This window comes from Enterococcus sp. DIV0574, assembly GCF_051711125.1.
Classification (GTDB): Bacteria; Bacillota; Bacilli; order Lactobacillales; family Enterococcaceae; genus Enterococcus_D; species Enterococcus_D gallinarum.
Genome location: NZ_JBIOMA010000001.1, coordinates 2,387,602 through 2,402,433 on the forward strand (window position 1 = coordinate 2,387,602; position 14,832 = coordinate 2,402,433).

14 protein-coding genes are annotated in these 14,832 nt (G+C 41.0%); 5 read left to right on the forward strand and 9 right to left on the reverse strand.

Annotation, left to right across the window (positions count from 1 at the left end; all coding sequences use genetic code 11):
* Positions 1-213: 213 nt before the first annotated feature.
* The 3 genes from IGJ45_RS11565 to IGJ45_RS11575 all read right to left on the reverse strand — a co-directional run bounded on the left by IGJ45_RS11565 (position 214) and on the right by IGJ45_RS11575 (position 1,103).
* Positions 214-390, reverse strand: coding sequence for a hypothetical protein (locus IGJ45_RS11565; RefSeq protein WP_154731711.1), 177 nt, complete (start codon positions 388-390; stop codon positions 214-216).
* A gap of 250 nt (positions 391-640) precedes the next feature.
* Complete coding sequence (locus IGJ45_RS11570; RefSeq protein ID WP_113849434.1) at positions 641-919, reverse strand: hypothetical protein; 279 nt, start codon at positions 917-919, stop codon at positions 641-643.
* On the reverse strand, positions 900-1,103 hold the full coding sequence (locus IGJ45_RS11575; protein ID WP_171918064.1) for a helix-turn-helix domain-containing protein: 204 nt from the start codon (positions 1,101-1,103) through the stop codon (positions 900-902). The genes IGJ45_RS11570 and IGJ45_RS11575 overlap by 20 nt, the downstream gene beginning before the upstream one ends.
* Positions 1,104-1,379: 276 nt before the next feature.
* On the opposite strand from IGJ45_RS11575, the gene IGJ45_RS11580 reads away from it, so the two are divergent.
* The 3 genes from IGJ45_RS11580 to IGJ45_RS11590 all read left to right on the forward strand — a co-directional run bounded on the left by IGJ45_RS11580 (position 1,380) and on the right by IGJ45_RS11590 (position 3,500).
* Complete coding sequence (locus IGJ45_RS11580; RefSeq protein WP_171918065.1) at positions 1,380-1,799, forward strand: helix-turn-helix domain-containing protein; 420 nt, start codon at positions 1,380-1,382, stop codon at positions 1,797-1,799.
* Between the two features lie 26 nt (positions 1,800-1,825).
* Entirely contained in the window at positions 1,826-2,254 is a 429-nt protein-coding gene (locus tag IGJ45_RS11585; protein ID WP_171918066.1) for an ImmA/IrrE family metallo-endopeptidase, read from the forward strand.
* A gap of 64 nt (positions 2,255-2,318) precedes the next feature.
* The gene (locus IGJ45_RS11590) at positions 2,319-3,500 is read left to right on the forward strand and encodes a tyrosine-type recombinase/integrase (RefSeq protein WP_113850292.1); all 1,182 of its coding nucleotides are present in this window, start codon (positions 2,319-2,321) and stop codon (positions 3,498-3,500) included.
* 163 nt (positions 3,501-3,663) lie between these two features.
* Here the strand turns inward: IGJ45_RS11590 and pepV are convergent, their stop codons facing one another.
* Positions 3,664-5,088 (reverse strand): dipeptidase PepV, encoded by a 1,425-nt coding sequence (pepV, locus tag IGJ45_RS11595; protein WP_113849430.1) that lies wholly within the window; start codon positions 5,086-5,088, stop codon positions 3,664-3,666.
* A gap of 170 nt (positions 5,089-5,258) precedes the next feature.
* Between pepV and IGJ45_RS11600 the strand changes: the two genes are divergently transcribed.
* Complete coding sequence (locus IGJ45_RS11600; protein WP_156247954.1) at positions 5,259-6,086, forward strand: NAD(P)H-hydrate dehydratase; 828 nt, start codon at positions 5,259-5,261, stop codon at positions 6,084-6,086.
* A 26-nt stretch (positions 6,087-6,112) separates the two neighbouring features.
* Here the strand turns inward: IGJ45_RS11600 and IGJ45_RS11605 are convergent, their stop codons facing one another.
* The 5 genes from IGJ45_RS11605 to IGJ45_RS11625 form a co-directional block, all read right to left on the reverse strand.
* Entirely contained in the window at positions 6,113-8,173 is a 2,061-nt protein-coding gene (locus IGJ45_RS11605) for a beta-galactosidase (RefSeq protein WP_409531508.1), read from the reverse strand.
* 4 nt (positions 8,174-8,177) lie between these two features.
* The gene (locus IGJ45_RS11610) at positions 8,178-10,406 is read right to left on the reverse strand and encodes an alpha-galactosidase (RefSeq protein ID WP_349703600.1); all 2,229 of its coding nucleotides are present in this window, start codon (positions 10,404-10,406) and stop codon (positions 8,178-8,180) included.
* Positions 10,403-10,885, reverse strand: coding sequence for a hypothetical protein (locus IGJ45_RS11615; protein ID WP_176333008.1), 483 nt, complete (start codon positions 10,883-10,885; stop codon positions 10,403-10,405). Before IGJ45_RS11615 ends, IGJ45_RS11610 begins: the two co-directional genes overlap by 4 nt.
* Before the next feature lie 51 nt (positions 10,886-10,936).
* Positions 10,937-12,274: a PTS sugar transporter subunit IIC gene (locus IGJ45_RS11620; protein WP_176333007.1), complete on the reverse strand. Its 1,338-nt coding sequence runs from the start codon at positions 12,272-12,274 to the stop codon at positions 10,937-10,939.
* 98 nt (positions 12,275-12,372) lie between these two features.
* The gene (locus IGJ45_RS11625; RefSeq protein ID WP_156247957.1) at positions 12,373-13,410 is read right to left on the reverse strand and encodes a LacI family DNA-binding transcriptional regulator; all 1,038 of its coding nucleotides are present in this window, start codon (positions 13,408-13,410) and stop codon (positions 12,373-12,375) included.
* A 164-nt stretch (positions 13,411-13,574) separates the two neighbouring features.
* Between IGJ45_RS11625 and IGJ45_RS11630 the strand changes: the two genes are divergently transcribed.
* Entirely contained in the window at positions 13,575-14,759 is a 1,185-nt protein-coding gene (locus tag IGJ45_RS11630) for an amidohydrolase (protein ID WP_279282102.1), read from the forward strand.
* Positions 14,760-14,832 lie beyond the last annotated feature (73 nt).

Consider the following 14,832-nt stretch of genomic DNA (forward strand, 5'->3'; position numbering starts at 1 on the left):
AAATAACTATTTCCAAAATTCATAACTATTTTGTCGTATAATTTCCTTATCAGGGTGACAGACTGAAATATCTTATAGGGAGGTGAAAAATATGAGTATGACTGATAAGGAGATTTCTCTGGAACTGACCAAAGCGTATATTGAACACTTAAATAGACGTATTGATGTCAAAGCAAGCCACTCACAAATCGACATTGAACATGTTAAACGCTATTACAAGACTGTTTTTGATACAGTTTCGTCTGTTGATAAACCTGCTAAAGTAACCAAGTAGTTATTCTTATTGATGCCAAAGGTAATATCATATTTTTCACATAGAACTTCTAGGTCGGCTAGGAGTTCTTTGGCTTGCTCAAATGTTTCTACTACGGCATTTACTTCGAGTTCCATTTTTTTCATTCTCCTCACCTCATTTCCATTTGCTGATTCAATCGGTTTTGATAAAGTAGCTCTTGATACTGATTAAGCTCTCTTCTAGCAATTTCAAGCTGTCTATCACTTAATACGCTTTTCTTATCATGTAATAAAGAATGCAACTCATTTACCTTCTCCTCGATTAACTTAATGATTAAAAGATCATGATTCAAAATGAATAACGCCCTTCAATACTTCTTTATCGATAACACTCTGTCCGGGAGTCTCATCTAATTAATTTATGCTTGTGTAAATATTCAAATACTTCTTTTTTATTCCAACATTCAGTGTTTCCTTTTATGTGATAAGGAAATCCATCAAGGTAACGAAACGATTTGTCAAAAGTATCTGGGTCGCAACCGATAGCAGCTGAAATCTCTTTTCTATTTAGAAGAAATTTTTCTTCGTCGTTAATTTCATCTAAAATTTCATGAATAGCTTTCGTCAGTACAGACTTCAACATTTCTTTGAATGAATTAACGAAGTCAGTTGCAAACAGGTTCATGGTCAACCACTCCTAAATCAATATCTAGTAATTCCTCGATTTGTTTCAATCGTTTAGTAGGTGTTCGGTTTTCTGCCAAGATGTCTTGAAGATAAGCCATTGAGATACCCATTTGACGAGCCAATTCTCGTTGGCTCCATTTCTTTTGAATAAGCGCAATTTTTACTTGTTGCTTTAATGTCATGTCCATCACCTCCAAAATAGAATTAATTACATTTTTATTTTCCATTCAGTTGACAATAAATGGAATATAGTTCATAATGTAAGCATACAAAATGCAGCACACAAAATGTGAGCTTTACTGATATCCGGGGAGACTATTTAGTTATTGCTCACAGGTTTTGTGTGTCGTAAATATCTCGCTTACAAAATATAGTATAGTGGACTATATTGCATTTGTCAACACTATAATGGAAAATAGACCATTTTATTTATTTGTGGGCTGAAAGGCTTGATGTAAATGCTTTTAGAACGCGTTGATAGGTTAATTGCCGAAAAAAAAATGTCTCGAGCGGAGTTGGAACGAAGATTAGATTTAAGTCAAGGTAGTATCAGAAATTGGAATAAAAAAAATCCTGGTATAGACAAAATTCAAAAAGTTGCAGATTTTTTTGACGTTAGTACTGATTACTTATTGGGAAGAACTGAGAAGCGCCGTTACTACGATCTCACTGAAAAAGATGAAAGAGATATCCAAAAAGAATTAGAACTGATTATCGAAGATATGAAAAATTCCGATGCAATTGCTTTCTCAAAAGATACTGAAGAACTCTCTCCCGAAGCTCGAGCTGCAATTCTTTCTTCCATTGAAGAATCTTTGCGAATAGGGAAGGCACTCGCGAAGAAAAAGTATACTCCTAAAAAATATCGTGATAAGTAAAGTAACAATTAGGGGAGGATTTTCGTATGCTTTTATCCGATGTGCCTGCTGCAATCAATAAATTAAAACTACAGCATGGGACAAACGATCCTTTTAAAATAGCAAAAAAAAGAGGGATTTTTATTCTCTATGGCTATTTTGGTGAGGAAGTATATGGATTTTATACCAAAAATCATCGCAGTAAGTTCATACATTTGAATGCCGAACTATCTTATTCTAAATCTCTTTTTGTCTGTGCTCACGAATTGTTCCATGCTATTTTTCATCAAAATGAGAATACTGCACATATGTCTGCGGATAGCTTCTCATCCACTTCAAAAATAGAAGCACAAGCTAATTGTGGTGCAACTCATTTATTGATTAATGGTTTGCATCAAACCGAACTCTATGATCCAACAAAACGAGATATCCTTAATTACTATGGTCTTCCACTTGAAATGGAAAGATATTTATAATTTAAAGGAGGTGATGGTCGAAAATTCTCTAGAGCATTCTGTCCGGGAGCAAAAGGAGAATAAAATGGCTAAATATAAAAAAACAAAATACCCAAACATTCTTATTTATGAGATAAAAGCTGGCACTCGTTACCGTATACGAAAAAAAATACGTATAGCTGGTAAAGAAGATATTATTGATGAATCTGGCTTTAAAACTGTTGCACATGCTAAAGCCAGATTAAGAGAAATTGAAGAGAGTATTGATAAATCAGAAATAGATTATATTCGATCTCAAAAATTAACTGTTACAGAATACTATAAAGAATATGCAAATCGCAAAACTAGAACTCATGTCTGGTCCGTTGAATCAAGATACAGTAACGATTCCCTTTTTAAAAATCATATTGAACCTACATTCGGTAATATGCCATTAAACAAAATAAAACGAGATAGTTACGAAATTTTTATCAATCAAAAACTTGAAAAATTGAGACGACGATCTGTTCAATCAATCCATGTTATGTTCATGGCCTTACTGAATGATGCTGTTTACAATGGTGTTCTCGAACGTAATAGATTACAACGTGTAATTATTGGTAGTGGCACTCTTCCTGAGAAAAATAAACGTATATCTCTCCAAGAGTATCAACAATGGATGGAAATGGCAGAGAAAATATTGACAAAATACGAGTTTTCCATGGTTTATCTTTGTGTGTTTGGCCTACGTCGAGGTGAAGTGTGTGGTCTTCGATTATCTTCGATCCGATACAGTGACCATCCAGAATTAGCAACGCTACACATTGCGGATAGTCGCACACAGCGAACGCAAAAATACGGTAAAGGTGGGCTTAAAACATCAAGTAGCCACAGATACATTGTTTTAGACAAAAAAGGTACAGAAGCAGTTGAATGTATCATTCATGAAGCGAAAGAAATAAAAAAAGATTACGGACAAATTTTACACCAAGATGATTTTCTCTTGCTCAATCCTACAACTTGCAATCCATTTGTTCCTAGTCAATTAAACCGATTATTTGATAAAGTTTCAAAAAGCTGTAATATAAAAATTTCTCCGCACATGTTGAGACACTTTTTCGCAACTCAAGCCGCAATAGCTGGTGTTCCTAAAGAACACGCTGCAGCTTATTTAGGTCATAAAAATAAAACTATGACCGAGTACTATACACATATTCAAAATGAGACTGCTACCGAAGTTATCAATATAGTATCAAAACAGCTGAATAGTAGTAATTATGGATACTAAAAATAGCGGTGTGATTTTTGGTGATATTTCGAAAAATATCACACCAAAATCACACCGCTATTTCTATATTCAACTTTTTCAATCATCTTTTCAAAATCAACTTTATTGAATTATCAACTTTTATCGATGAATGAAAAAGAGGAAAAACGATTAAATTATTGATCTAACGTGCCAAACGGTAGATGGCATCTGCATAAATCACTGCCGCGTTGAATAGATCATCCAAGCTCATAAATTCGTTTGCTTGGTGCATCGTATCTGTGTAGCCTGGGAACATTGCCCCATATGCGACACCACGTTTTAATAAACGGCCATAAGTGCCACCGCCAATGATTTGTTCATAGCCTTTTTGACCAGTATGTTCTTCATAAACTTCAAGCAATGTTTTCACCAATGGATCATCAATTGGCACATAGTGAGGCTCCATGTTGCGCTCGTTCCGAGTCACTGTTGCGCCTTCCATGCCAACGGTTTTTTCAATGCCGATTTCCAGACCTTCTGCAGTTACCCCTTGAGGGTAGCGGAAATTCAAGGCAATAAAGTTGTCTGCTTGAACACCTGATTGATTAGCTTTAAAAGCAAACAAACCAGCATTCATGGTTAGTTTACCCATTTTTTCATCTTCATGCGCCACGCCTAATTTTTCACCATAAAAATCTTCATGGACATAAGCTGCCGCCGTATGGATAAATTGTCTTGCGCCGCCGCCAAAGGCAAAGTTGTCTAAAAAGACTGCCAAGAAAGTTCCCGCATTGATCCCAGACTGAGGACTTGCACCATGGGCGCCTTTACCGACTAGTTCAATGGTAACTTCTTCATTTTCTGTTTCGATGGTGCCAGTCACTGGTTGACCTTCGACATAATCAAAAAAAGCTTTTTCCATTTCTAATGCAGCTTCTGTAGATGGGGCAGTCAATTTTGCAACCGCAGTTCCTGGTACCATGTTTTCCCGCAAACCAGCAGTGAATTGTTGCAGTTGATAAGCACCTTCGTTATTTCCTTGGAAATGAAGCCCTAATGTTACATTCCCTTTTTCGCCATTGATGATTGGGAATTCCGCATCGGGAGAGAAACCAAAATCAGGTTTTTCTTCATGCTCGAAATAATAATCCATATCACCCCAGCCGCTTTCTTCATCAGATCCTACGACAAAGCGGATTTTTTTAGATAATGGCAACCCTAACTCTTTAATGATCTTCATTCCGTAATAAGCAGCCATTGAAGGACCTTTATCATCGGAAGATCCGCGAGCATAAATTTTATTGTCTTTGATCACAGGATCGTAGGGATCTGTCGCCCAACCGTCACCAGCAGGGACAACATCCATGTGGCCGAAGATCCCTAATGTTTCGTCTCCTTCACCAAATTCGATATGTCCAGCATAGTTATCGACATTTTTCACAGCGAAACCATCACGTTCCCCATAAGCCAACATGTGCAGCAAGGCATCACGAGGTCCAGGTCCAAACGGAGCATCTGCCGTTACCTTGTCATCTTCTCGTTCACTTTTTACTTTCAAAAGATCAATCAAGTCATTTAGCAAATCGTCTTTACGCGCTTCGACTTCTTTTTTCCAATCGATTGTCATACGATTCCCTCCAATTCTTTTCTCGCCTTTTATGATAACACTCTTAGCTGAAAAAAGGAAAAAAAATTGTGTATTTTCAGACGATATCTTTCATAAAACGAGTATAATAAAAGCAATAGGTTTATTCTAGAAAATGAGCCCAGTGAAAGAAGCAGAAAAGGAGTCATTGTATGAAGCAACTGGAGCAAACTATTTTAGCAGCAGTGATTCGCAAACGCCCCGTCGAAAGTCACAAAGGAACCTTTGGCCGTGCCGTAGTGATTGGCGGTAACCAACAGTACGGAGGCGCAATCTTGATGGCGGCACAAGCCAGTGTTTATGGCGGAACTGGACTAACCACGGTGATCTCCGATCCTGTCAATCGTACGGCGCTACATGCGCGACTGCCAGAAGCGATGTTCGTCTCTTGGGACCAGACTGAGCTTATCAGCACGGTCACTGAATCTGCGGATGTCCTATTGATTGGCCCAGGCATGGGTGAAGGCAAAACCAGTTTCAATCTGTTGCAAACAGTCGTCGCTGCACAAAAAAGCCATCAATGGCTAGTTGTTGATGGGTCAGCGATCAATTTAGCTGCGAAATACCCATTGACTTTTCCTTACCCCAGTCACGTCGTATTTACCCCTCATCAAATGGAGTGGCAACGATTAAGCGGCATTGAGATCAGTGAGCAAACACCGGAGAAAAACGCAGCCTTCCAAAAAAAATTAGCCAGTATCGTGGTCTTAAAAAGCCATCGCACCCAGATTTATGGCACAGAAATCGTCGAAAACCCATTAGGAACGCCAGCTATGGCCACTGGCGGCACCGGGGATACCTTAGCCGGGATCATTACCAGTTTTTTGGCACAATTTGATCGAACCGAAGAAACGATCCACGCAGCGGTTTATCTCCACAGTTTGATTGGCGAACATTTAGCTGCCACGAATTATGTTGTCTTGCCGACACAGATCAGTGAAGCATTGCCTACATTTATGAAGGACCATTCGTTGCGCTGATTGGCGTAACCAATGGTCCTTTTTTCTTAGTGTACTTCAGAGGGGTGATATACGATCCTGACTTCATAGGGTGCCAACGTGATTGCTCCCACTAGATGTCCATTGGTTTCCAGATCGGTTACTGGCTGCTTCAATACTAGATGCTGTTCTTCCTCTGAAAAATTCATAATAAATGAATAGTCTCGTTGCGTCCCAACTCGCGTTTGAATCGACACCTCAGGAAGTGCTTCAGCAATCGCTGTTCTTCTCAATCCCAACTTTTCAATCAACTTTTGATAAAAAGCAGCTAAGAAATCACTGTTCGTTCGGGCAGCCAAATAATACGAAGCCCCTGCACCGAATGGCTTCTTCGTAACCGCAGGCGTGCCTTGATAGAAATCTGTCTGATAATGGCTTAAAACTTCTGCATCCAACACGTCAATGATTGCTGAATAGTCTTTGGTGACAAATCGCTGATCTTGAAAATCAATCTGATTGTGTTCGTCTTCTAAAAGTGTTTCAAGCTCTAATACCTCAATGCCAAAGAGCGCCTTTAATGGTTGAGGCAATCCGCCAATATAAAGCAAATCTGTTTCATTGACCATTCCTGTGAAATAGCTGGATACTAGTATTCCACCCTTTTCAACATAGCTCGTTAATTTTAGCATCGTTTTTTCTGTCATCATATATAGCATTGGCGCAATGACTAATTGATAATCAGAAAAATCCTGCTCAGGAGTCAGAATATCAACCGGAATGTCTTGTTCCCAGAAAACCTGATAATGCTCTTGCAACGTTTGGGGATAACGTCTCGTAGGACGGCCGAATCCTCCCCCGCGCTTCAACGCCCAATTGCTTTCCCAGTCAAAGAGAATCGCCACTTCTTTCTTGCGAGTGGTTCCTTTGATTTCACTGATTTTTTCGAGACGAGCGCCATATTCAGCAACTTCTTTAAACACTCGATTGTTTGTGGAATCATCATGACTGACAACGGCGCCATGAAATTTCTCCGAATTGCCACGAGATTGGCGCCACTGGAAATACAAGGTACTATCTGACCCATGAGCTAACTGCTGCATACTACTTAAAATATGGACCCCGGGGCGCTTCGATTTGTTGTATTGGTGCCAATTGACATAACTTGGGGTACATTCCATAACTAAAAAGGGTTGTTTCTTCAAAGACCAATACTGATCATGGACATAGGCAGACTTCATAGCGGTTTTAGCGATTGCTTCAAAGCGATTGTTCCAATCGGGATAACTATCCCAACTAACCACATCCACATACTGAGAAAACTTGCCATAGTCGATTCCTTCCAGAGGAATGAAATCCTGTGTGGCATGACCTTCCGCCATAAAATTCGTCGTTACCGGGATATCAGGGGTTCGTTCCCGAATAGGGACAATCTCATTCAAATAAAAATCAATGGTCTGATCAGTGACGAATCGTTTCCAATCCAGATCCATCCCATGAACTTTATGTTCTCCTAAAGGTGATGGTGGCAAGACTTGTTCCCAATCGGAATAGCGATTGCCCCAGAAACTCATCCACCACGCATGATTCAATGCTTCTAGGTTTTTGTACTTTTTCTTTAACCAGTCACGCCATTTTTCTTGGCAGTATTCGCAAAAACATTCCCCTGAATACTCATTGGAAATGTGCCACATGGCTAGTGCCGGATGGTCGCCATAGCGTTCAGCTAATTTTGTGTTGATCTGCCGCACTTTTTCGCGATAGATTGGTGAAGAATAGCAATGATTATGGCGAAAGCCATGGGTATGTTTTTGTCCATACGCATTGGTGCGATTGACTTCCGGATATTTCTGACTCAACCACTGGGGACGACCACCGCTGGGGGTAGCCAAAATGACATTGCCCCCCATAGCATGGATCGCATCAAACTGTTCATCAAGCCAGTCAAACTGATAGACCCCTTCTGTTGGCTCCAAAACGCTCCAAGCAAACACCCCAAGTGTGACCGTATTGACGTGGGCTTTTTGCATATACGCCAAATCCTTCTTTAGGATTTCCGGATAATCAAGCCACTGATCGGGATTATAGTCCCCACCATGCAGGAATCGCTGATCAAAGAAATAATTCGTCATCTTTTTACTCCTTTTTGATTGCTTTGATTTGATAAACAAATGACTGGAAATCTCCTGTTACTTGCGCCGTTTGGTGATTGACAGCATTGAATAAGTACGGTTTGCGCAGTCCAATTTGCTTCAGAACCTTGCCAGACAACTGCTCATTCTCCAGCAGATAGCTTCGATCCGGATCAATGAACGGTACCGGTATAAAAGCTTCCGCTGCAGGATTTGCTTCAGCAAGAATCCGAAAATAGGCAATCAGTGCTTCCTCTTGATGAGAGACTCCCCATACAACTTCATTTTTTTGGCTCAAATCGTTCATCCGATAGAAGGCGCCATAAGTCAGAAGTTGTCGATGAGCTTTATAGAAAATGATTTGTTCTTTGATTGCTTGTTTTTCAGCTGCTGATAAACTGAAAAGATCCAACTCGTAGCCTAATGGGCCAAACATAGCCACCGATTGCCGAAATGCCAGTGACGTATTGCGCCCCACTTGATGATTGGGACAAGCGGAGACATGATTGCTGAATGAAGACATCGGATAGCCAAGTAATGTGCCGGTTTGAATTTGTAGTCGTTCCACGGCATCGCTGTCGTCACTCGGCCAAATCTGAGGACTGTAAAACAAGATCCCTAAATCATAACGACCGCCGCCGCCAGCACAGCCTTCGATCAAAATCTCCGGAAATTCTGTTAATATTTTCTGATAAAGGGCATAGACCCCTAAAATATAGCGATGAAAGAATTCTGTTTGGGGAATCCCTTCATCTGCTAAATAAGGTGAATAAGCTTCTGTGATATTCCGATTCATGTCCCACTTGATATAATCAAGATCCGTTTCGACGATGACTTTTTTGATAGCAGCAAAGATCGCCTCCACGACTGCCGGATTGGCAAAATCTAAGACATACTGGCCGCGTCCCACAGAGATGCGTTCATAAGGATGTCGGACCACCCAATCGGGATGTTTTTGATAAAGCTGGCTGTCAGGAGAGACCATTTCCGGTTCAAACCAAACGCCTAACTGCAACCCTAGATCGTGGATTTGTTTTGCAAAATGACCGATGCCATTAGGAAATTTCGCTGGATCTGGCACCCAATCCCCTAAAGAACTGCGATCGTTGTCTCTTTTACCAAACCAGCCATCATCTAAGACGAAGCATTCCATTCCTAATGCCTGACTTTCTGCTGCTAATGCTACTAATTTCTCTTGGTCAAAATCAAAATAAGTTGCTTCCCAATTATTGAAGACAATCGGCCGCGGCCGTTTTTGCCAATAAGGGGCAATCACGTGCTTTTCAATAAACGCAGCAGACTCTTGCCCTAACCCATTCAACCCTTCATCGGTAAATGTCAAAATACATTCTGGGGCTTCAAAGACTGCATCTTGCTGCAATGTCCAAGAAAACTGTTCGGGATGAATCCCCAGCATCAAGCGGACATTGTCCCACTCATCCATCTCGACTTGCGCGAGAAAATTCCCTGAATAAATCAGATTTGCTCCATAGACACGTCCCTGATCATTGGTGGCATTGGCAGCCTTCAGTGCCACGAAGGGATTGTGCTGATGCCCAGAGGCCCCTTTTAAAGACCCCACTCGAATGGTTCCTTGCGTCAATGGTGTGGCTTTGATTTGGCGTTCCTTTAGCCAAGCACCAGAAAGGTGAACAAATTCAAATTGCTGATTTCTTAATTCCAGTACCCCGCTCATCAACGAAGAAAGTTGTTTTTTCTCAGCGCCAAGATTGGTGATCCGCTGATTGCGCGCAATCGTGCCTAAACCAGCAAAAATAGTGTAGGTGATTTCCATTTTCAATTGCCGCTGCTCATCGATCAACATTATTCGCAGGCTTTGGCTTTCTGTTTTTTCGGCAAAACTCGCCGGTTTGGCCAGCTCTCGTTCCTTTCCTGCGAAAGTTTCGACTTCTGCGACTTTAAAATCCACATACAAAGGCACGTCTTCTGCAAAAATAGTAACGGCTCCTTCTCGAAAGTCAGAAGAACCATAGGTTGGCAACTCTTGAAAGCGATCTGCTAACGTAAACAGGCCATCATTTTCAAAAAATTTGACTGTGCCGGCAGATTTATTTTCTTTTTTGGTTAAATAGTCCATGTCATTGGCACTCAAATGCCCCAAAGATGGACCAAAGTAAAGATGACCTAATTGTCGATTTGGTAAAACATGCATCACATAACTAATCTTTTCATTGTATAAATGAAAAATCGTATCGGTTATTATCTCAATCATTTTTTTCCTCTAATTTCAACTTTATTCTCGTCTATTTCATTATGTTTCTGGCATGCAGTTTCCAAATACTGCATGCGTTTTTTGACCCCTTTGTTAAAAAAGAACTTATAGAATAATGCTGCCAGCATGAAACTATACGTATTGCGGGAACGATCAAAAGAATTCTGTTCCGAATACGTAACCTCAATCTTTTCTGCTCCACTAGGAACAAAGCGATACCTTTGACAGATTTTTCCTTGTTCATAGGCTGTTATCAAAGCAATCTCATCTTGCGCGATTTTTTTGACTTTCATCACCGCTGGCACCAGCGTGGCCGCTGATTTTGTGCGAATCATCAAATCAATTTGACTGTTCTCGCCGAAAGGTTCTTCTGCTCCTTTTGAGCGAAAGAATGCCGCTTGTTGCGCGATCATTACTTGATAGAATCGTTCCGGCGTTGTACGCATCTGATAAGTATAGGTCAATGTATCTGTTCGCATCTTCGATCCTCCATTTTTCAGTTGCCATGCTGACAGAACGGAATACTAAGCTTAGCTTTCTTTGATTCTTTCGTCGATGGCAGGGCCAGTTTGTGCGAGCGATTCTTTGGCTAGCTCTTCTTTTTCTTCTTTCAAATAGCCACGATCCATCACGATTAGGAATGGCACCCAAATCAATGTCATCACAGCAACAGTTACCAATTGTAGAATGGCACCTGCTACAGAGCCAGTTCCCAGCCAGCCAGATAAGAAGACCGGTGTCGTCCAGACTACCGTTGCTCCGATTGGGCGAGGCACAAGACCAGCAGCGATTGCAAAATAAGAAATCGTCGTACTAGCAAGCGGGGCCAAAATCCACGGAACAAAAGCAATCGGGTTCAATACGATCGGCAACCCGAATGTCATTGGCTCTGACACATTGAAAACAGATGGTGCAATGACTGTCTTCATCAGCTTCTTCATCCGAATCGAACGAGCAATAAAAAATGCCATCGTAATCGAGATCCCTAATTGCATTCCTTGGTTTACAAAAACGCCCATGAAGGTTGTATTGATGATATGAGGCAGTTGTTCTGCACCTGCTTTATAGGCTTCGTAGTTTTCAATCGCCAATGCATTCATGATCGGATCAATCACGGCGTTAACAACCAGTGTGCCATGGATCCCAAACCACCAGAAGAATTGGGTGAATAAAACGGCAATCAAGACTGCAGGCAACGTGCCTCCCAATCCCATTAATGGTTTCTGTAAGATTTCGTAGACAAAGTCGACCGCATTGCCCCATGACGTGAATGTAAACAAGTAACGGATCAAATTAAATAAAAACAATGGCGCAGCACCTGGAATGATAGCAAGGAAAGACTCAGCGATCATCGGTGGAACCGATTCAGGCATTTTGATCGTTAACCCAGAAGCACTGATCTTGCAATAAATTTGTGTAGCGATAATCGCTGTGATGATCCCAACGAACATCCCTTCCGCACCTAATTTTGAAAGGGGAATCACTGTTCCCAGGTCATCGGAAGAACCGTAGGGCAAAAGCATTAAGAAAGAGGACAATGAGATTGCTCCGGCAAAAAGTTTTGGCTGGCCATATTTTCCTGCCAATTGATAGCCGATCCCGAAAACAACAAAAATCGCTGTGATACTCATGGTTGCGTTCCCGATAGGACCAAAGAAATCATTCAAAAAGGTCATCAGTCCTGCGGGCAGTTTCTCAGATAAGCCAAAGGTAGCGGGTAAATTTTGAATAATGATCATGATTGAAGCAAACATTGTCGCGGGAAAAGCAACCATAAAGCCATCACGCAGACTCAATAAATACTTATTATTGGCAATGATTTGGGCAAAAGGAACCATCTTCTCTGCTAATTTATCAATAAATTTCATAACTAATCTCCTTTAATTTGTCTGTAAACGTTTACTACAATCAGTATAATTGTTTAGTTAATGTTTACACAACTCTAAAATAAAAAAAAGATCATTTTTCATGATCTTTTTTTATCGGCAATCGATTCTCTTAATATCAATTCACTTTTACAAATCACTCGGACTGGCATTGTTCGAACGCCCAATAATTTGTTTTTCGCCAGCTCTACACTCATTTGACCCATTTCTTCCGCTTTCATTTTGACTGAAGAAAGCGCTGGTGTCATAAACTGGGCCATTTGAATATCATCAAAACTAACCACTGATATATCTTCTGGGATCTTCAGCCCGTATTCATTTAATGCTTTATAGACCCCCACTGCCATGGGATCACTAGCAACGATGATGGCTGTCGGCCGCGGGGTCATCTCGGCGATTTTTCTGCCAAAAGCTAATCCAGTCTCTGGTGACCATTTTCCTTGAAAAACATGACTGTATTCTTCCAGCTTGTTCATCAGCATCCAATTTTTGTAATTCTCTGCACGAATTTCTTGTTCATCATAAACGACTTCTCCTGTGATCGTTACTCGACTGGAAACACCACCAATAAATGCTATGTTCTCATGTCCTTTTGCTTTTAAGATATCCAAAATTTGATGGGTCTTTCGAGCAAAATCAGTTTGTATGCAATCATAGGCGTCGTTTTCACTATAATTATCTACCAAAATAATATGTTGATTGTACCGGCTGATTTCTTGCAATGCTTCTTGCGTCATTTCCCCAATGATGATGACAGCACCATACTTTGCCAGTTGAGTCAGATCTTTGTCTTGGTCTCGCATCGAGAAGACACGAACCGTTTTTAAACGCCATTTGGCTGCCTCTTTCTCTATTCCGTTACGAATCATCATAAAATAAGGATCATTACGCTCCGATTCACTGTTATGCCGTGTAATGATTGCTATCGTATTTTTATCGCCAGCTTCTCGCGAACTCGACAAGCTCTTGTCTTTAGAATAATTCAGCTGGTTGGCAATCTCGATCACCCGTTTGCGGGTATTTTCGTTGATACTAAATGTTTCATCATTGTTTAAGATTCGCGACACACTTGCGACGGAAACCCCTGCCAATTTTGCAATATCCCTCATACTTGCCATTCTGCCACCCCGTTGTTTACTGTTTACTAAATCTCTTTTTAAGAATAGAGAGAAACAGCGATTTTGTCAATCCCTACTTGTTACGCAAGAAAACAGGTTAGGTTATCGCGTGCAGAAAAATAGTTGCTTCGTGTATGATAAAAGTAGAAATAGGAGGGATTCAGATGAATATCACAACAACACTTATGCAGCAATTGGAAAAAGACGAAGGGGAAATGATTGCGATTCGGCGGCACTTGCATCAACACCCAGAGCTTTCATTTCAGGAAAAAGCAACCGCCGCTTATATCAAAGCCTACTATGAAAAACTAGACTGCCAAATCACAGAATGTGGCGACGGCTATGGCCTGATCGTTGATATCATCGGTGAGCAACCTGGAAAACGGCTGGCTTTACGGGCCGACTTTGATGCTCTGGCTGTAGAAGAAGACAATCAGCTGCCTTTTCGATCTCAGGTTCCTGGTGTGATGCATGCTTGTGGTCATGATGGGCATACAGCCTATTTAATGGTTTTGGCTAAGAATTTGATTACCTTAAAAGACCAGTTAAAAGGAAGCATCCGCATCATCCACCAACCAGCTGAAGAAGTATCTCCTGGCGGTGCCAAAGGCATGATTGCCGACGGTTGTTTAACAGATATTGATCATGTACTTGGCGTCCATGTGATGTCTTCAATGGAAACAGGCAAGATTGGCTACCACTCTGGCGAAACCCAAACTGGACGGGCAAATTTCACTTTGACCATTCGTGGCAAAGGTGGTCATGCTTCCATGCCGCAACTAGCAAATGATGCCATCGTAGCAGGCAGTTATTTCGTTACTCAACTACAGACGATCGTTTCTCGTCGGATCGATCCTTTTGACACAGCAAGTCTAACGATTGGTTCTTTTGACGGGAGTGGTTCCTTTAATGCAATCAAAGAGACTGTGACCCTAAAGGGAGATGTTCGTGTGATGAAAGAAACCACTCGTCAAACGATTCACCAACAGATCCAGCGAATGGCAGATGGTCTAGCACAAACTTTTGCGGTCGAAACCAGTCTTGAATATGATGACAATTATCCGGTTCTTTATAATGATCCAGCTTTTACACTACAAGTGATTGATTCCCTCAAAGAAGCTCACTTACCTGAAGTGAAGGAGATCTTTGATTGCGGTCCTCAAGATCCCTCTGAAGACTTCGCCTACTATGCACAAGAACGACCTAGTCTTTTCTTTTATATCGGTTGTATGACAGAAGATCATCTCAATCATCCTCACCACAGTCCTGATTTCATGATGAATGAAGACTGTCTCTTGATTGCAGCCAAAGCGGTCGGTACCGCTACAATTGCTTATTTAATGGATTAGCTCCTAATCAATGCAGTTAAAAAGAGTAGTCATAAGTTCCCAAAACGGCGGTCCCCATCATGCAGGGTATCGT